Here is a 17,577-nt window from a genome sequence, read left to right on the forward strand (position 1 = left end):
TTTACTAAATGGCCATGAAACAGCAAAGCATATAAAGTGAAATCTACTAAAGCTCAGTGCTATAATGCATTTTGTTAGGAACTCGAAATAATGGAGGGATATGAAGTGACTGCTAAATTATTTACACCCTATGAAGTAAAAAATGTAAAGCTAAAAAACCGTATTGTTATGTCACCGATGTGCATGTATTCATGCGAAAAAGAAGACGGCATCGTAACAGATTGGCACCTAGCTCACTATACCTCACGAGCAGTTGGACAAGTTGGATTAATTATGATTGAAGCGACTGCTGTAACACCTGAGGGTCGTATTTCTTCACGTGATTTAGGAATTTGGAATGACGAGCATGTTGAGGGATTACAAAGACTTGTTAACCAAGTAAAAGCGAACGGTAGTAAAACGGCAATCCAGCTTGCACACGCAGGCCGTAAAGCAACGGTAGATGGAACAATCTACGCTCCTTCTGCTATTGCATTTGATGATGAAAGTAAAACACCTGCTGAAATGACAAAAGAAGATATTGAGCGTACAATTGCAGCTTTTAAAGAAGGTGCACAGCGCTCGAAGCAAGCAGGTTTTGATATTATTGAAATTCATGGAGCGCATGGATATTTAGTTCACCAATTCCTGTCTCCATTAAGCAATAAGCGTACGGATGAGTACGGTGGCTCTGCTGAAAACCGCTATCGTTTCTTAAAAGAAATCATTGATAGTGTACAAGAAGTATGGGATGGACCTCTATTTGTTCGCGTCTCTGCAACTGACTATACTGAAGGTGGATTAACTGTCAATGACCATGTAACATTCGCTACATGGATGAAAGAACAAGGTGTTGATCTAATTGATGTAAGTTCAGGAGCACTTGTACATGCCAAAATTAACGTATATCCTGGCTACCAAGTGCCATTTGCAGAACAAATTAAGCAAGAAGCAGCTATTAATACTGGTGCTGTGGGCTTAATTACAAGCGGTCTACAAGCAGAAGAAATTCTCCAAAGCAAACGTGCTGACCTTATCTTCGTCGCAAGAGAACTACTGCGCGATCCTTATTGGCCACGTACTGCTGCCACAGAATTAAATACAAATATTGAAGCACCTGTTCAATATGAACGAGGATGGTAAAAAAGTGAGGGCCCTTATGGCCCTCACTTTACTTTTATTCAACAGGAAAACTTGCTAAGTCTGAAGCAACCACAGTGTACTTAAATTCCTTCAGCGCGCCTTCTACTAAGCGTTCAACAGCTTGACCTTGATATCTCGCACTTATGTGAGTAAGGATTAGCTTCTGCACGTTCGCTTGCCGAGCTACTTGTGCCGCTTGCTTGGCTGTGGAGTGATAATAATCATAAGCTAGTTTTTCATCTCCCTCAGCAAATGTTGCTTCATGAACTAAAACGTTCGCATTCTCTGCAAGCTTGGTGCTATTTTTACACATTCGCGTATCGCCCAAAATGGTTACGATTTTTCCCGGTCTGGATTCTCCAATGAATTCCGCTCCGTTAATTTCTCGTCCATCTTCTAGACAAATCCTTTTGCCTTCTTTTAACTGCTTATAATGAGGTCCTGGTTGTACTCCAGCTTCTTTCAAACGCTCTACCTGTAGTGCACCCGGTAAGTCTTTTTCAACGATTCGATATCCATATGACGTCACGCCATGCTCAAGCTTTGCACATTCTACTTTAAACGTGCTGTCTTCAAAAATGACCCCTTCATTCACTTCAATAACTTTAAGACCATACTTCAAGTGGGTTTGGCTAACTTCTAACGTAACTTTAATAAATTGCTCAATACCAGGGGGACCGTATACTGTAAGAGGCTCTTCTCCTCCTTGAAACGATCTGCTACCTAATAAACCTGGAAGGCCATAAATGTGGTCACCATGCAAGTGCGTAATAAAAATTTTCTCGATGCGACGAGGGCGAATGGAGGTATGTAAAATTTGATGCTGCGTTGCTTCTCCGCAATCAAAAAGCCATACGGCACTTCGCTCTTGCAGAAGCTGCAAAGCAATCGACGAAACATTTCGTTGTTTAGCTGGTACTCCGGCACCCGTTCCTAAAAATAATAGTTCCATGTGCTTCTTCCTTTCTACTTAACCCAAACGTGAATCCGAACAAAAAGCCTGTATGCACATTATACAGGCTTTTTGCTTACCTATGCTACTTAATTGTTTGAAGTGCCTCTGTTAATACAGAAATAAGAAGGTTTAAATCATCCTTTGGAATCATGAGAGGCGGTGAAAGAGTGAGCACATTATTATAGCCAGCTACTGTTGCACCGTTTTTCCCAATAATAACTCCTTTTTCTTTACACTTTGTAATTACTTGATTCACCAACTGTATATCCAGGGGCACTTTGGATGTTTTATCAGACACAAGCTCAATCCCTACCAGCAGTCCTTTTCCACGAATGTCTCCTACATAAGGGTGTTCTTTCAATTCTTCTTTTAACTCATTCAATAAATAGGTTCCCATCGTTTTGGAACGATTATATAAACCTTCACTTTCCATAATCTCTAGGTTTTTGAGTGCAAGTGCACAGGCAGCTGGACTTCCTCCAAATGTGTTTACATGTCGAAAATATTCATACTGATCGCTACCTTTAAATGCTTCATAAATTTCTCTCTTGACCGCTGTTGCCGACAAAGGTAAATAAGCACTTGTAATACCTTTTGCCATCGTAATAATATCAGGCTTCACGCCATAGTTCATAAATCCAAACGCTTCGCCTGTGCGTCCAAACCCACATATAACTTCATCTACAATCAATAACGCTCCGTGCTTTTCACAAACATCTTTTACCCCTTGCATATAGTTATCTGGTGGAATTAAAATGCCTCCGCCTGTAATAATTGGCTCCATTATAACTGCAGCGATTGTTTCACTAAGCTCCCACGTCATTGTTTCATCAATCACCTTCACCGACTGAAGCTGCTCTTTTGGTGCATCTATTTCATCGACACCTCGGTAGCTATCAGGAGGTGGGACATGAAGAAAACCAGTTGCTAAAGGTTCGTACTTGTATTTACGCTGAGCTTGACCCGTAGCTGATAATGCCCCCATTGAGTTTCCATGATATCCACGGTACCGTGAAATAATTTTATACCGCCCCTGTTCCCCTTGTTGCTGATGATATTGCCTCGCAATTTTAAATGCGGTCTCATTCGCTTCTGATCCGCTATTAGAGAAAAAGATCACATATTCTTCTCCTAGCAATTCATTGAGCTTTTCAGCTAATTGAATTGCAGGAGGGTGACTTTGCGTTAAAGGAAAATAGGCTAGTTCTTTGAGCTGTTCATATGCTGCCTGTGCTAGCTCTTCTCTTCCATACCCAATATTTACGCACCAAAGCCCTGCCATAGCGTCTAAAAAGCGATTTCCATCCTCATCTGTTACCCAAGCGCCCTTTGCTTTTTCTACTACCATAGTAGCTTCAGGAGAATAAGGTTTCATGCCGTGCCATAAATATTGCTCATCCTTATTTTTTAAGCTTTTATTCTTTTCCCCACTGCTAGCTTGAACCATTGCGTTCACTCCTTCTGATTCCAATAATTATATGGATGAAGAGACCCCGACCAAAGCCGAAGTCTCTGTTTTCACCTAATAAATATGTTAAAAATCAAAGCGTGATGTTATCATCTTTTTACGCGTATAAAAGTTTAATCCGTCTTTTCCATTTACATGTAGATCTCCATAAAAAGAGTCTTTCCAACCTGAGAATGGGAAGAAAGCCATAGTAGCAGGCACTCCTACGTTGACACCTAGCATACCAGCATCTGCTTCTTCTCTAAATTGGCGGATTGCTTTTGCATCCTTTGTATAAATTGTTGCACCATTTCCAAATCGAGATTTTTCAATATATTCTAACGCTTCATCTAAACTTTCCGCTCGAAGCAGACTTAATACTGGTGCAAATAGCTCTTCTTTTGCAATGGTCATAGCAGGTGTTACGTGATCAAAAATCGTTGCGCCAAGAAAATTACCTTCCGAATGATCTTCCATTTCTTTACGACCATCTCTAACTAAATGAGCACCTTCTTCCACTCCAGCTTCGATATAGCCAAGTACTTTATCTCGATGTTCTTTACGAATAACAGGCGTTAAAAGCACTTCATCCTGTAACCCACTGCCCATAACTAATTCATCTGCTTTTTGCTTTAACTTCGCAACGAACTGTTCTTTAACACCGTCTACCACCACAACAGCACTGCATGCCATACAGCGCTGCCCAGCGCTACCAAAAGCAGAACTTATAATATGGTTTACAGCTTTATCTATATCACAATCTGGCATAACGATATGATGGTTTTTGGCACCTGATAAAGCCTGAACTCGCTTGCCTTGAGCCGCAGCTTGTTCATACACATATTTAGCAACTGGCTGGGAGCCAACAAAAGAAACTGCTTTAATCTCCTCATGTTCAATGAGACCATTTACCACATCATGTGCACCATGCACAAGATTTAGTATGCCGGATGGAGCTCCGGCTTCTGTAAACAACTCAGCTATTCGCGTAGCTAATAAAGGAGTACGTTCTGATGGTTTTAATACAAACGTGTTTCCACAGACGATAGCTAACGGGAACATCCAAAGCGGAACCATCATTGGAAAGTTAAATGGCGTAATTCCTCCCACAACTCCAACTGGATAACGGTACATTTCTGAATCAATTTCTTCCGCAATATTGCTAAGTGATTCACCCATAAGTAGCGTTGGTGCTCCGGCAGCAAATTCTACACATTCGATACCACGTTGGACCTCTCCATAAGCTTCTTTATAAGCCTTTCCATTCTCTTTTACTACGAGTCTTGCAAGCTCTTCATGATGCTCGATAAGCAAGTGTTGAAAGGCAAACATCAGCCTTGCTCGTTTCGGGGCTGGTACATGCCTCCATGTTTTAAACGCTTCTTTCGCATTTTTAACAGCGTGGTCAACATCTTGCTTCGTTGAGAGAGGTACTTTTGCAAGCGTCTTTCCTGTTGAAGGATCAATTACATCTTGAAACTGATTGCTTGCTGAAGCAACCCACTTTCCACCCACATAGTTTCTTAACTGCTTTGTATCTTCATTCACGACTGACATCCCATTAGCCCCCTTTTAACATACAATCTTACTTTTATTATCATTAATTCTTGCTTCGGATTCATTAGACAGAATGTGAAATAGAAGTTCTGTATGGTTTCACACATTGGGTAATGAAATACAAAACAAACCTAGTAAAATGAAAGAGAATCATGTAAAAGATGCTTTTCCTAATTTATTAATAGCAGTAGTAGATGCGTTTAGTGCAAACAAATAGTCATAGGTCATAATCATAAATTCAATGGCCATTCGTTTTTCATGAACCATAAAATCAGAACCTAATAGCTTTTCCAATTTTTCAATACGATGATACAGAGTCTGACGCACAATATATAAGCGCTTTGCTGTTTCTTGCTTTGATCCGTTACATGCTAAATATACTTTCAAAGTTTCAAATAACTTAGCATTAAATTTACGGTCGTATTCGAGAACTGGCTGTAAATACTCCATCACCACTTCTTGTAATTCCTGCTGTTCATTGACTAACGAAATAATGCGATACATGTGAAGGTCTTCATAAAAACAAATATGATTTTTCATTTCGTTGTGCAAAGTCATTTGAATCGAAACCGTTTTTTTAGCAGTTTCATAACCTTTATGAATGTAGTCTAATCGTCGATTAAACTGCCCTACCCCGATCAGCTGCACTCCTAGTGATTTGTTGACTTCTTGTAAATCACCGTGGTTTATCCAACGGTTCAAGCTTTTTTCTAACCTTTCTCTCCACGTCGTCACCTGACGTTTATTTAAAACCACCAACACTAACTCTCTCTTCTTTTCTAAAATGAGAAGATGAAAGCCTTCTTGTTCAAAAATTGCTCGAATCGTTAGCTTTAAATACGTATGATCTACCTTGACGTCTTGTACACATTGACAGCATACGATTGTTCCGCCTTGGATTGGAAAATCATTTAATACTTCTTGTAAATAATGTGTAATTTGCGAGGAAGAAATTTCACCGTTAACCCATTGAACCATCCACTCTGTTTCTTGAACTCGCTTTTTTTCTTCAACATATAAGTCTCGTAAAAAGTGCTGTGCTAGAGCTGTAGCTGTGCGATCAACCGTTAACATTTCAAGCTCTGTAAAAAAATCATTAGTTGAAAGAATATGGAGCTCTGCATAGCTTTCACCTAACAATTGAATGGAATGAGTAAAAAAGCTGCTTTGATTCTGATTTTGTTCAGTAATATGATGTTGTAATAATTGTTGTTGGGGTAAGTCTAGACAGGCTGGAAAAAGTATTACTTCATTATGTATACGAAGCCCGGCTAAAAGTCCGGTTGATTCGCAAAGATGCTGTAATATATCTTTTGGATCGTTGACAGAAAGCAGCATTTGATTCAGCTGCTGAGAGTAATTTTCTAAATCTGAAATCATTAAATAATGCTGGTTTACTAGTAACGCATGCAAATCTTGGGTTATTTCAACAAACGGCACTTCTTCATGAAATAAAATAATAGGAAATTCATGTTGATTTGCAAATTCAATGACGTTTTGAGGAATCTGAGAGGTGTACGTACCCAGTTCAATACATAATCCTGAAGCCTGACATTCGATTAACTGCTTTAAAAACGACAGGCACAATTCATTATCTTCCTTCCATCCTACACCGGTTGAAAGAATTAATTCATTCCCTTTTAGAAGCTCATTCACCCGAGTCACTTCCATAACGTGAACCCATTTCACTCGATTTGTGAGACCGACTTTACCTGCAATTACTTCACAGCTGTTAAAATGTTTTCTTTTTAAAACCTCATTAATGGTCAAATAAGATTTCAAACCCACACCACCCTTAATCAGTCTATCTCTTTATATTAGCTTAAGTTTTCTGAAAAATAAATCATTTTATCTCTTTATATTTTTTTAGAATATAATCATACACGCCTTTGCTTACATAGAATTTTGCAAAAAAAAAGCTATAAATCATTCAGCGATTTACAGCTTTTCAGCAGCTACTTGCAGCGTTTTAAAGAAACCATGTCTTTTTTTAGCTTGCTCTTTTATTCTTTGAATCTCTTGTTTATAAAAACGTAGGTCATGAAGTGACACTGCATTAAGCATTTCCATCTTAAGCTTATCTATTACTTTTCTTTCCTCAACTGTCATCACGTCTAAATCTTTCTCATTCATCATCTCTGTGTCACACCCTTATCATTTATTAAATTATTTAACGTTTACATTTTCATTTTCAAAAAACTTTCATACTATACTATTTACTACAAATCACACCCTAACTAAACCCTTTTTCCATTGTTGTAAATGAAATGTAATAACTGTTTGTAATACGTAATACTTGACATGAATAGTAACGAAAGATTTTATGATTTAGTTTCACTTTTCACCCTAATTTTTTAAAAAAAATAAGCCTACCTCATATTTGAAATATGAAGTAGGCTTATTTTATAGTTGCTGAATTAATATTCCTGAAAAATACTTTCTAGCATCTGCCGTTAGGATATGGAGCTTTTCTTTTTCAACCTTTCCTTGCTTTATGCGTTCAAATTCTAGAAACGCACCGCTTAGATTTTCCGTCACGCTTTTAATAATAAAACCTTTTTCAATAAGAAAATCAATCTTTTCACGTTCTGCAACAAAATGCTGGTAGTCTGACATAACTTCACCTCAATCTGTTGAAATAGTTTGGTTGGATGCGACAGGTTGAATTACTTCTTCATCAATTGAGATAACCCAATCTCGACCAACTGTAATACCTAGATACTTTTCATCACTTGGTGTCTCAATCTCATCTTGTTTATAATGCTTAAACCACCAATATTTAGCTAAAACATAATAACAGACAGAGCCTACTACAAATCCAACGACAAACGAATAAGTTGATAAAAAGTAAGCACTTGTTCCACCTATAGTCCATGCTAGTAACCCAGCTATATTAAAGCCGTAAAAGTAGCGGTACTGTCCATTTTCTTCATACAGCTCTGTTACATTTACTCTACGCTTTCGCAATAAGTAGTAATCTGCAAACAAAATGCCAACAATCGCTGATAAAATCCCACCTACAATTAACAATGCTGGAACAATGATGCTGAACAAGCTCCAAGGTTGTACAATTGTGCCTACAATTCCAGCGATAACTACCCCAACCCAAAAGGGTACTTTCGGTCCACCAACATTTGAAAAAATCGTGGCAGCTGGAATCAGATTTGCTGAGATATTTGTTGACCACTGGGCAAACACAACCATCAAAAGTAATACGCCAAGCGCAAGTCCAGATGCAGCTTCTTGAAGTGCCACTACTGGATCGTAGTTCTTCACAGCAATATATGACACACCGCCAATGATAACCATAAACGTTTGAGTTAACGGCAATGCTACTACGCTTCCTACAAGAGCCCCTTTATTACGCTTTATCCAGCTCCGCTCATGTGTCGGTGCTTTAATAAACCTTGAAATAGATGGAATATCTGCCGCAAGCGTTGCCCAAAACCCCATGTTGCTCATAATGACTACGATAAATGCTGTAACAGCTGCCCCTCCTGTAACCGGACTTTCAATCCAAGCCCAAACCTCTCTACCTTGAGAAAGGGCTTGGTCTGACAGAGTTGTATACATCCAGGCTGAAATGATGATAATAACTGGCGCTGCTAGGTCTGTAAACCGTTCTACTGCTTTAATTCCAAGTGCTGTATTGATAAGCTGTAATAACGCAAAGAGAAAAAAACAAACGAGCCAGTTATTAAACCCTGCTAGAGCATTTAAAATTCCATTCATTGCCGTAGCACCAAAATACGTATTAATCCCAAACCAACAAGAAGCTGCAAGCCCACGCATAACAGAGGGAATATGAGTACCAATTGTTCCAAACGGAGCTCTCATATAAACTGGAAATGATAAACCATGTTCGATTCCAATATCAGCAATAATTGTTACAAACAAACCAATTGCAATAGATCCAATTACAGTTGCTACTACAACCCAACCGAGAGATAAGCTTTGCACACCAGATCCTCCGATTGCAAATGCAGCTAATACAACTGCCATACTAACCCACATTAACGAAAAGCCAAGCGTTCCAATCTTACGATTTTGATGCGCAATAGGTAATAAATCCGGTGATTTTAAATAGCTTTTTGATTTTTTCATTTCTTGCACCCCTCATACTATTTAGTAAACGCGTTACATTCATCATGAAGGCTGTTTTCTCTCTCTTTCTCTAGGGGTTGCGCTATGCCATAGCACAGCACAGTAGTATAGTTACAATTTCACCGGAGCTTGCTGAGCTTCATTACGCTCATTAAATTTTGACCGCTTAATGTACTCACCATAACCACTTTTACCAACAAATTGCTTTTCTTTAATCACAAACTCTCCTCTACACAATACTGAAACCGGCTCACCCGTAACTTCCATTCCTTCAAATGCGCTATAGTCAACAGCCATATGATGGGTTTCAGCCGAGATTTTGCGTTTAACTGTTGGATCAAAAATTAACAAATCAGCGTCACTTCCTACAGCAATTGTTCCTTTTTTCGGATATAGGCCAAATAACTTCGCCGTACGAGTAGAGGTGACATCCACAAACTGATTGAGCGTTATTCTCCCTTTCTGCACGCCTTCTGAGAATAAGATGCTCATACGATCTTCAATAATAGGACCGCCATTTGGAATTTTTGTGAAATCGTTCTTACCTAAATCTTTTTGTCCATTAAAATCAAATGAACATTGATCAGATCCAATCGTTTGTAGATCTCCATTTTTTAATGCATTCCACAACACTTCTTGATTCCATTTTTCACGAAGAGGTGGTGACCAAACGTATTTGGCTCCTTCAAAATTGGGCTTCTCTAAGGCCGATTCATCTAAAACTAAATATTGTGGGCATGTTTCACCCCAAATATTTACACCTCGGTTCCGAGCCTGAGCAATTTGATTCACCGCTTCAGCACAAGATACATGCACTACATATAGTTGCGAATCTGCAAGACCTGTAAAACATGCTGCTCTACCTGTTGCTTCACCTTCAATCTCTGGGGGCCTAGTGCGCGCATGGTAAATTGGATCTGTATTTCCTGCTTCTAATGCTTTCTTTGTCAAATAGTCAATTACGTCTCCGTTTTCAGCATGTACCATAACTAACGCACCAAGCTCTTTTGCCTGAATGAGCGTTTGGTAAAGGGTCGCATCGTCCGCTTGAAAGACGTCTTTATATGCCATAAATACTTTGAAAGACGTAATTCCTTCATCTTCAATAATAGTAGGAAGCTGTTCTAATACCTCATCATTCATCTCTCCAATCATTAGATGAAAGCTATAGTCAATAGCTGCTTTTCCTTCTGATTTTGCATGCCAAGTATTAATGGCATTTTGCAATGGTTTCCCTTTATCTGTTAAGCAAAAATCAATGATTGTTGTAGTCCCTCCGAACGCTGCTGCGATGGTCCCTGTTTCAAAATCATCTTTGGTGACAGTCCCTCCAAACGGCATGTCTAAATGAGTATGTGGATCAATCCCTCCAGGAAAAATGTAGGCTCCGTTGGCATCAACAACCTCACAGTTAGATTCATCTAACCCTGTTCCAATTGCTGTGATTTTCCCATCCTCAATTAAAATATCTCCCCTGTACGTATCTGCTGCTGTAACAATCACTCCATCTTTCACTAATTTTCTCATGGCTTAATCCCCCTATTGTTTGTTATACGTCTAATTTTTGTGCAGATGTCATCGCAAGTGCCGCTTGTCTTTCATTCCATGTCATAGGTGGCTGCTCACTTGCTACCTCCACCATGGAAATTGCGCCATCAACAGGACAGACAATCGAGCAGAGATTACAGCCCACACAATCTTCTTCTCTTACTTGCAAATATGGTTTTCCTGAAGGGTCTTTTAACATATCAATACATTGATGAGACGTGTCTTCACATGAAATATGGCACTTGTTACAGTTAATACATGTATTGGGATCTATTCGAGCCACAACTTTATAGTTTAAATCAAGATTTCCCCAATCAGAGTATTTCGGAACAGCTTTCCCAACAAGATCGCTCACTTTTGCAATTCCTCGCTCATCAAGGTAGTTATTTAGCCCATCAAGCATGTCCTCTACAATTCTAAAGCCATGATGCATAGCGGCTGTGCACACTTGAACCCCAGTCGCCCCCATAAGCATAAACTCCACTGCTTCCTGCCAATTCGATACGCCTCCCATACCTGAAATCGGTACGTTAATATGAGGACTTCTTGCACATTCAGCCACCATATTTAATGCGATAGGCTTCACAGCTGGACCACAGTAGCCTCCATGTGCACCTTTACCAGCCACGTGAGGAATTGTGTTCCATGAATTAATATCCACTCCGGCTAAGCTATTAATAGTGTTGATCATGCTCACTGCGTCCGCTCCACCTCTTACAGCTGCTTCTGCTGTAACCGTGATATCCGTAATATTTGGAGTCAACTTAACAATAACAGGCGTTTTCGCTACTTCTTTAGCCCAGTACGTTTGCTTTTCAACAAGGTCTGGCACCTGCCCTGAAGCTGCTCCCATTCCTCGCTCGGCCATACCGTGAGGACAGCCAAAATTTAGCTCTAAGCCGTCAACACCCACATCTTCTACATGCTTTACAATTTCATGCCATTTCTCCTGTTTCGGTTCAACCATTAAAGAAGCGATGATAGCATGGTCAGGAAATTTCTTTTTAGTCTCATAAATCTCTTTTAAATTGACCTCAAGCGGACGGTCTGTAATAAGCTCAATATTATTAAAACCCGCTACGCGCTGGCCATTGAAACTCACTGCTGCAAACCGTGATGATACATTTAAAATTGGATCTCCAAGCGTTTTCCAAACTGCTCCACCCCACCCTGCTTCAAAGGCACGCTGTACTTGATACCCTGAGTTTGTAGGCGGCGCTGATGCTAGCCAAAATGGATTTGGTGATTTAATACCTGCTAAATTTATACGTAAATCTGCCATACTTGTTTCCCCCTCTCGTTTGTTTAAGCTGTTTCAATTGCTTCTTTCTTTAACTGAGCATGAATGCCATATGCCGTTTTCTTCCCTTGCTGTGCAGCAGTTACAACCATGGCTTCACCTTGTCCTTTTCCAAATACAACGTCACCACAGGCAAAAACTTTAGGATTGGAGGTTTGAAACGTATCTTGATTAATGATTACCACGCCACCATCTTGCTTTAATTCAAATTGATTAATTAAAGATAAGTAACGTTCTTGTCCAATGGCTTTAATAACAGCATCGACTTCAATTAAGAACTCCGACCCTTCTATTGGTACAGGCTTTTTTCGTCCATGGCCTTCCGATTCTTTTAGTTCCATTTTAATACATTCAATACCTGTCACTTCGTTTTTGTCATTTCCAACAATTCTCACAGGTACTGTTAACCAGCGAAACTCTACACCGTCTTGCTTGGCAAATTCATATTCAAAATCATAAGCTGTCATTTCAGCACTTGTTCTACGGTATAGAATCTGCACGTTTTCTGCCCCTAATCGTACGGAACATGTTGCTCCATCAATCGCTGTATTTCCTGCACCAACAACCGCTACTTTTTTTCCTACAAACTCTGTAGTCAAAGCTTCCGATTTGGTTTTTTTCACAAATTCAATTGCATCATAAACCCCGTTTAGCTGTTCTCCCTCAATACCTAAATTTGGAACCTTACTCATTCCAATAGCAAGAACGACTGCATCATAGTTCTTTAAAAGTTCACTCGGCATCACGTCTTCACCAACGCGCACGTTTGTCTTAATTTCAACGTCTAGAGCTTTTACTTGTTGTACCTCCCAAAAGGAAATAGCTTGAGGAAGTCGAAATGATACAATTCCATAGGTATTTAACCCACCTGCTTCTTTTTCTGCTTCAAAAATTGTTACGGCATATCCAAAGCGAGCTAGCTCCCTGGCAGCTGAAAGCCCAGCTGGTCCTCCACCTACAATGGCAACTCGCTTTCCATTTGGCTTTCCTTTTGTAAATAACACCTGTTCATTTTGAATAGCCCAATCAGTAGCATACCGCTGAAGATCGCCAATCATAATAGGCTTAGTCGAATGATTTAATACACATGCTCCTTCACAAAGCTCTTCTGTTGGACAAACCCTCGCACAGCTCGCTCCAACAGGATTGGATGTCATAATCGTTTGAGCAGACCCCTTTAAGTTTCCAGACGCAATTTTTTTAATAAACGTTGGTATATCAATGCCCGTTGGACAAGCTTGAATGCAAGGAGCATCGTAACAGTATAAACATCGATTAGCTTCTTCAATAGCTTCTTGATTTGACAAGCCTTTTTCAACTTCACTAAAATTCTGTACAATTGTTTGAAGCATCGGCTGAACTGAAGACTTCATAAATCCATCCCCCTTCTAAATTGCTTTATATAAAATATTATTGAAAGCGCTTACATATTTTTTTATTGACTTTCCCCCTCGACTGATTTCACTCCTTTTCGTTAAGGTTTTAAGCTTATAATCCATTTTACTGAAGAAACCTGCTGTTTACATTATACAAAGTGTCAAAAAATTCAAACTTTAAATTAGCCGATATGTAAAAAGCTTGAGCTGCAAGGCTCAAGCTTTTTACAATAAGATTATTATCCATTTGCTACTTCTTTGATAATCGATACAACCAGCTCTGATGTTTTTACAAGTTCTTCAACTGGAATCTTTTCGCTCGTTGTATGAATGTCTTCATAACCCACCGCTAAGTTTACAGTCGGCACATCAAAACTTGCAATGACGTTTGCATCGCTGCCACCGCCGCTTTGTAACAGACGTGAAGAGCGACCGATATTGGCAACGGCTTTTTTAGCTACTTCAACAACATGGTCTCCATCGCTGAATTTAAATCCAGGATACATTACTTTAATATCTACTTCAGCTCTTCCTCCCATGTCACTTGCTGCAGATTCAAAAGCTTCCTTCATTTTGGCAACTTGCGCTGCCATTTTTTCAGGAACCAGTGAACGAGCTTCTGCTAAAATCGATACGTAGTCGCACACAATATTCGTTTGTGTTCCACCTTCAAAACGACCAATGTTTGCCGTTGTTTCTTCATCGATGCGCCCTAACGGCATACGTGAAATCGCTTTTGAAGCAATGGTGATGGCTGAAACCCCGCGCTCAGGCGCTACACCAGCGTGAGCTGTTTTTCCGTAAATATCTGCTTTAACTTTTGCTTGAGTTGGAGCAGCAACAATAATATCGCCCACTTTTCCATCGCTATCAAGCGCATAGCCAAATTTAGCCGTTACAAGTTTTGGATCTAATGCTTTTGCACCCACTAATCCGGATTCTTCTCCAACCGTAATGATAAACTCAATGGTACCGTGCTCAACATTTTGCTCTTTTAACACTTGAATAGCTTCTAACATTGCTGCCAACCCAGCTTTATCATCAGCTCCTAGAATCGTTGTTCCATCGCTTTTAATATAACCGTCTTCAATGGATGGCTTAATGCCTTTTCCAGGAACAACTGTATCCATATGAGAAGTAAAATAGATGGTATCTACTCCTTCTTTTGTTCCAGGAAGGGTACAAATTAAATTACCTGCACCATGTCCAGTTTCAGCTGTTGTATCATCTTCAACAACTCTTACTCCTAACGCCGTGAATTTTTTTGTTAATACTTTTGCAATCTCGGCTTCATACTTTGTTTCTGAATCAACTTGTATAAGTTCTAAAAATAGATCAACTAAACGTTGCTCATTAACCATAATATGTAATCCCTCCAAAATTAACCTACAATGGTATGTTACCATGTTTTCGCTGTGGACGCTCTTCCTTTTTATTGTGCAACATTTCAAGTGCTTGTATTAGTTTTATTCTCGTATCTCTTGGATCAATTACATCATCTACCATACCCGCCCTTGCTGCAACGTACGGATTAGCAAATTTATCGCGATACTGCTCAATTTTTTCAGCTCGAACCTCTTCAGGAGCATCACTATTATGAATTTCATGCGCAAAGATAATATTGGCAGCTCCTTGAGGACCCATGACGGCAATTTCAGCATTTGGCCAAGCATATACCATATCTGCACCAATTGATTTACTATTTAGCGCAACATAAGCTCCACCGTAAGCTTTTCGCAAAATCACCGTAATTTTCGGAACAGTTGCCTCAGAATAGGCATATAAAATTTTAGCACCGTGACGAATGATACCGCCATGTTCTTGCTTAATACCTGGAAAGAATCCTGTTACATCTTCAAACGTAATAAGTGGAATATGAAAAGAGTCACAAAACCTTATAAAACGTGCGGCTTTATCTGAGGAGTTAATATCTAAGCTGCCGGCCATAAATTTTGGTTGATTACAAACAAGCCCCACCACGCTTCCATTCAAGCGAGCTAAGCCAACCACAATATTTTTAGCAAAATCTTTTTGCACTTCTAGGAATGTGCCTTCGTCTACGACATGTTGAATAACATGGCGAACATCATATGGTCTAACAGCATCAAAAGGCACAACATCCAGTAATTCCGGGCGGTCATTGCTTTGATCATCATAAGGGACACTCGGTGGCTTTTCAGTATTAGATAAAGGTAAATAACTTAGTAAGAGGCGAACTTGCTCAAGCACTTCTTCTTCTGAACCTGCACTAAAATGAGCATTTCCACTAATTTCATTATGAACAGCAGCTCCACCTAAGTTCTCTGCTGTAATGGTTTCACCTGTTACTGTTTCAATTACTTTCGGTCCTGTAATAAACATTTGGCTCGTCTTTTCCACCATAAATACAAAGTCAGTGATGGCTGGCGAGTATACTGCCCCACCTGCACATGGTCCCATAATCACTGAAATTTGAGGAATGACTCCAGAATAAATAGCGTTTCGATAAAAGATTTGACCGTATCCGTCTAACGACATCACGCCTTCTTGGATTCTCGCTCCACCGGAGTCATTTAATCCGATAAAAGGCACACCAGTTTTCGCTGCTAGGTCCATTACATTGGCGATTTTTTTTGCATGCATTTCTCCAAGCGCACCGCCAAATACCGTAAAATCCTGAGAAAACAAATAGATGCCTCGACCATTTACTTTACCGTACCCCGTGACAACACCGTCTCCAGGACCTGTCTGTGTGTTCATATTAAAGTCCAGACAGCGGTGTTCTATAAAAGGCTGAACCTCAACAAACGTTCCGTTGTCAACCAATAAATCAATTCTCTCTCTAGCCGTTAGCTTTCCTTTAAAATGCTGTTTTTCAATTTTTTCATCTCCCCCCCCTTGTTCAATTTTGCGGCGCTTATCGTATAGCTCATTTAGCTTTTCATAAATATCAACCATCTGCTATTCCTCCTTTGTTGGTTTCTTTTCACAAAGCTCATACAAAACCCCTGCCGTGGAAGACGGATGTAAAAAAGCAATGGCCGCACCACCAGCTCCTAATCTTGGCTCATCATCAATCATTTTAATTCCACGTTCTTTCAGTTCTTGAATCCGTTCTTCAATGCTCTTAACGCCAAAAGCAATGTGATGTATACCTTCTCCACGCTTTTGAATAAATTTAGCAACTGGACTGCTATCATTTAAAGGTTCAAGAAGCTCAATTTTCGAATCACCGCATTGAAAAAAAGCTATCTTTACACCTTGATTTTCTACTTTTTCTGTCCCTAAGCATACTAAGCCAAGCTGCCTCTCATAAAATGGTTTAATTTTATCAATCGAGTGAACAGCAATGCCAATATGATCAATTTTGTTCATATTTCCCACCCCCACAAAAAAGCGTTTTCATTTAGACATATTCTTGAATGAATCGTCATTCTCCTTCTTAAAACAAAAGCGAATAAAGAAGTTGCTTGTCCCATTTCGTTGCTACATGTAAAATAGAAAAAAAGGTTGTGAGAGGAGCTACTCTTTTATGTCGAATAAAAAATGGCAAAAAATTGTGGTCTATTTAATGCTAGGAACAATGGTAATCACAACTGTTCTTGCTGGCATTACAATGTGGCTATAAAAAAGGTAGGTGATTTCTCACCTACCTTTTATTGCACCTCTATTCCTTTTTCTTTCGCTAGGTCTTCAAAGGGTTTTCCACTGGTCACAATCCATACTTTTGTTCCAAGAGGAACCTTTTCATATAGCTCCACAACTCGCTCATTTCGAAGCCTAATGCACCCATTCGAAACATACTTACCGATAGAGTTTGGCTGGTTTGTACCGTGAATGCCATAAATTCGTCCATCCGTGTCTTTTGCATCAAATCCAATCCACCTCAATCCAAGTGGATTAGCAGGGTCCCCACCTTCAATCTTATCTTTGCGATAATAAGGATTTGCTGCTTTGACCGTTATTGTGAATTCCCCTTCTGGTGTTAAATCTTTTGTTCTTCCTGAACCCACTTTAATAACACTCTCTATCTTGCCATGTTCAATATATGCTAATTCATTTGTCTGTTTGTTTACAATAATAAAAGGGTCAGCTGGTAAAGGATTTTCTCCCAGCGGCCAAATTGGTGATACAAGTACTAAAATAAGAAATACGACGTGCATACAATTCAACCCCTTACGCTTTTTCT

Annotated in this window: 16 protein-coding genes; 2 read left to right on the forward strand and 14 right to left on the reverse strand. The window is 39.5% G+C overall.

Annotated elements, in window-relative coordinates:
* Positions 1 to 105 precede the first annotated feature (105 nt).
* A complete protein-coding gene (gene namA, locus EPL02_RS16735; RefSeq protein WP_131888266.1) occupies positions 106 to 1,122 on the forward strand; it encodes an NADPH dehydrogenase NamA in 1,017 nt (338 codons plus the stop codon).
* A 34-nt stretch (positions 1,123 to 1,156) separates the two neighbouring features.
* Here the strand turns inward: namA and rnz are convergent, their stop codons facing one another.
* The 13 genes from rnz to mce all read right to left on the reverse strand — a co-directional run bounded on the left by rnz (position 1,157) and on the right by mce (position 16,763).
* Positions 1,157 to 2,074, reverse strand: coding sequence for a ribonuclease Z (rnz, locus tag EPL02_RS16740; protein ID WP_094910723.1), 918 nt, complete (start codon positions 2,072 to 2,074; stop codon positions 1,157 to 1,159).
* An 85-nt stretch (positions 2,075 to 2,159) separates the two neighbouring features.
* The gene (locus EPL02_RS16745) at positions 2,160 to 3,524 is read right to left on the reverse strand and encodes an aspartate aminotransferase family protein (protein WP_131888267.1); all 1,365 of its coding nucleotides are present in this window, start codon (positions 3,522 to 3,524) and stop codon (positions 2,160 to 2,162) included.
* Positions 3,525 to 3,611: 87 nt separating this feature from the next.
* Positions 3,612 to 5,081, reverse strand: a complete 1,470-nt coding sequence (locus EPL02_RS16750; protein WP_131888268.1) for a CoA-acylating methylmalonate-semialdehyde dehydrogenase — start codon at positions 5,079 to 5,081, stop codon at positions 3,612 to 3,614.
* 150 nt (positions 5,082 to 5,231) lie between these two features.
* Positions 5,232 to 6,863: a PucR family transcriptional regulator gene (locus EPL02_RS16755; RefSeq protein WP_094910726.1), complete on the reverse strand. Its 1,632-nt coding sequence runs from the start codon at positions 6,861 to 6,863 to the stop codon at positions 5,232 to 5,234.
* A gap of 156 nt (positions 6,864 to 7,019) precedes the next feature.
* Complete coding sequence (locus EPL02_RS16760) at positions 7,020 to 7,217, reverse strand: hypothetical protein (protein ID WP_025909785.1); 198 nt, start codon at positions 7,215 to 7,217, stop codon at positions 7,020 to 7,022.
* A 267-nt stretch (positions 7,218 to 7,484) separates the two neighbouring features.
* Positions 7,485 to 7,697 (reverse strand): hypothetical protein, encoded by a 213-nt coding sequence (locus tag EPL02_RS16765; RefSeq protein ID WP_025909784.1) that lies wholly within the window; start codon positions 7,695 to 7,697, stop codon positions 7,485 to 7,487.
* Positions 7,698 to 7,706: 9 nt separating this feature from the next.
* Positions 7,707 to 9,185, reverse strand: coding sequence for an NCS1 family transporter (locus EPL02_RS16770; RefSeq protein ID WP_094910727.1), 1,479 nt, complete (start codon positions 9,183 to 9,185; stop codon positions 7,707 to 7,709).
* 111 nt (positions 9,186 to 9,296) lie between these two features.
* Positions 9,297 to 10,712 (reverse strand): dihydropyrimidinase, encoded by a 1,416-nt coding sequence (gene hydA, locus EPL02_RS16775; RefSeq protein ID WP_094910728.1) that lies wholly within the window; start codon positions 10,710 to 10,712, stop codon positions 9,297 to 9,299.
* A 22-nt stretch (positions 10,713 to 10,734) separates the two neighbouring features.
* Positions 10,735 to 12,015, reverse strand: a complete 1,281-nt coding sequence (gene preA, locus EPL02_RS16780; protein ID WP_131888269.1) for an NAD-dependent dihydropyrimidine dehydrogenase subunit PreA — start codon at positions 12,013 to 12,015, stop codon at positions 10,735 to 10,737.
* Between the two features lie 23 nt (positions 12,016 to 12,038).
* Positions 12,039 to 13,406, reverse strand: a complete 1,368-nt coding sequence (locus tag EPL02_RS16785; RefSeq protein WP_094910730.1) for an NAD(P)-dependent oxidoreductase — start codon at positions 13,404 to 13,406, stop codon at positions 12,039 to 12,041.
* Between the two features lie 242 nt (positions 13,407 to 13,648).
* On the reverse strand, positions 13,649 to 14,770 hold the full coding sequence (locus tag EPL02_RS16790) for a tripeptidase T (protein WP_131888270.1): 1,122 nt from the start codon (positions 14,768 to 14,770) through the stop codon (positions 13,649 to 13,651).
* A 25-nt stretch (positions 14,771 to 14,795) separates the two neighbouring features.
* Complete coding sequence (locus EPL02_RS16795) at positions 14,796 to 16,346, reverse strand: acyl-CoA carboxylase subunit beta (RefSeq protein ID WP_094910732.1); 1,551 nt, start codon at positions 16,344 to 16,346, stop codon at positions 14,796 to 14,798.
* A gap of 3 nt (positions 16,347 to 16,349) precedes the next feature.
* Entirely contained in the window at positions 16,350 to 16,763 is a 414-nt protein-coding gene (mce, locus tag EPL02_RS16800) for a methylmalonyl-CoA epimerase (protein ID WP_131888271.1), read from the reverse strand.
* A gap of 157 nt (positions 16,764 to 16,920) precedes the next feature.
* Here mce and prli42 point away from each other — a divergent pair, with 157 nt between their 5' ends.
* Positions 16,921 to 17,016 carry a stressosome-associated protein Prli42 gene (prli42, locus tag EPL02_RS20995; protein ID WP_165932592.1) on the forward strand — a complete coding sequence of 32 codons (96 nt, stop codon included), beginning with the start codon at positions 16,921 to 16,923 and terminating at the stop codon, positions 17,014 to 17,016.
* 28 nt (positions 17,017 to 17,044) lie between these two features.
* Here the strand turns inward: prli42 and EPL02_RS16805 are convergent, their stop codons facing one another.
* Positions 17,045 to 17,551, reverse strand: a complete 507-nt coding sequence (locus EPL02_RS16805; protein WP_131888272.1) for a L,D-transpeptidase — start codon at positions 17,549 to 17,551, stop codon at positions 17,045 to 17,047.
* Positions 17,552 to 17,577: the final 26 nt, after the last annotated feature.

This window comes from Bacillus sp. CBEL-1 (assembly GCF_004348885.1).
GTDB lineage: Bacteria > Bacillota > Bacilli > Bacillales > Bacillaceae_H > Priestia > Priestia aryabhattai_A.

Bases quoted from the DNA above. Each gene is read 5' to 3' on its own strand.
- EPL02_RS16765 (WP_025909784.1), bottom strand. From the start codon at position 7,697: ATGTCAGACTACCAGCATTTTGTTGCAGAACGTGAAAAGATTGATTTT.
- EPL02_RS16785 (WP_094910730.1), bottom strand. From the start codon at position 13,406: ATGAAGTCTTCAGTTCAGCCGATGCTTCAAACAATTGTACAGAATTTT.
- prli42 (WP_165932592.1), top strand. From the start codon at position 16,921: ATGTCGAATAAAAAATGGCAAAAAATTGTGGTCTATTTAATGCTAGGA.
- EPL02_RS16805 (WP_131888272.1), bottom strand. From the start codon at position 17,551: ATGCACGTCGTATTTCTTATTTTAGTACTTGTATCACCAATTTGGCCG.
- mce (WP_131888271.1), bottom strand. From the start codon at position 16,763: ATGAACAAAATTGATCATATTGGCATTGCTGTTCACTCGATTGATAAA.
- EPL02_RS16770 (WP_094910727.1), bottom strand. From the start codon at position 9,185: ATGAAAAAATCAAAAAGCTATTTAAAATCACCGGATTTATTACCTATT.
- EPL02_RS16750 (WP_131888268.1), bottom strand. From the start codon at position 5,081: ATGTCAGTCGTGAATGAAGATACAAAGCAGTTAAGAAACTATGTGGGT.
- rnz (WP_094910723.1), bottom strand. From the start codon at position 2,074: ATGGAACTATTATTTTTAGGAACGGGTGCCGGAGTACCAGCTAAACAA.
- preA (WP_131888269.1), bottom strand. From the start codon at position 12,015: ATGGCAGATTTACGTATAAATTTAGCAGGTATTAAATCACCAAATCCA.
- EPL02_RS16745 (WP_131888267.1), bottom strand. From the start codon at position 3,524: ATGGTTCAAGCTAGCAGTGGGGAAAAGAATAAAAGCTTAAAAAATAAG.
- EPL02_RS16790 (WP_131888270.1), bottom strand. From the start codon at position 14,770: ATGGTTAATGAGCAACGTTTAGTTGATCTATTTTTAGAACTTATACAA.
- EPL02_RS16760 (WP_025909785.1), bottom strand. From the start codon at position 7,217: ATGATGAATGAGAAAGATTTAGACGTGATGACAGTTGAGGAAAGAAAA.
- EPL02_RS16795 (WP_094910732.1), bottom strand. From the start codon at position 16,346: ATGGTTGATATTTATGAAAAGCTAAATGAGCTATACGATAAGCGCCGC.
- hydA (WP_094910728.1), bottom strand. From the start codon at position 10,712: ATGAGAAAATTAGTGAAAGATGGAGTGATTGTTACAGCAGCAGATACG.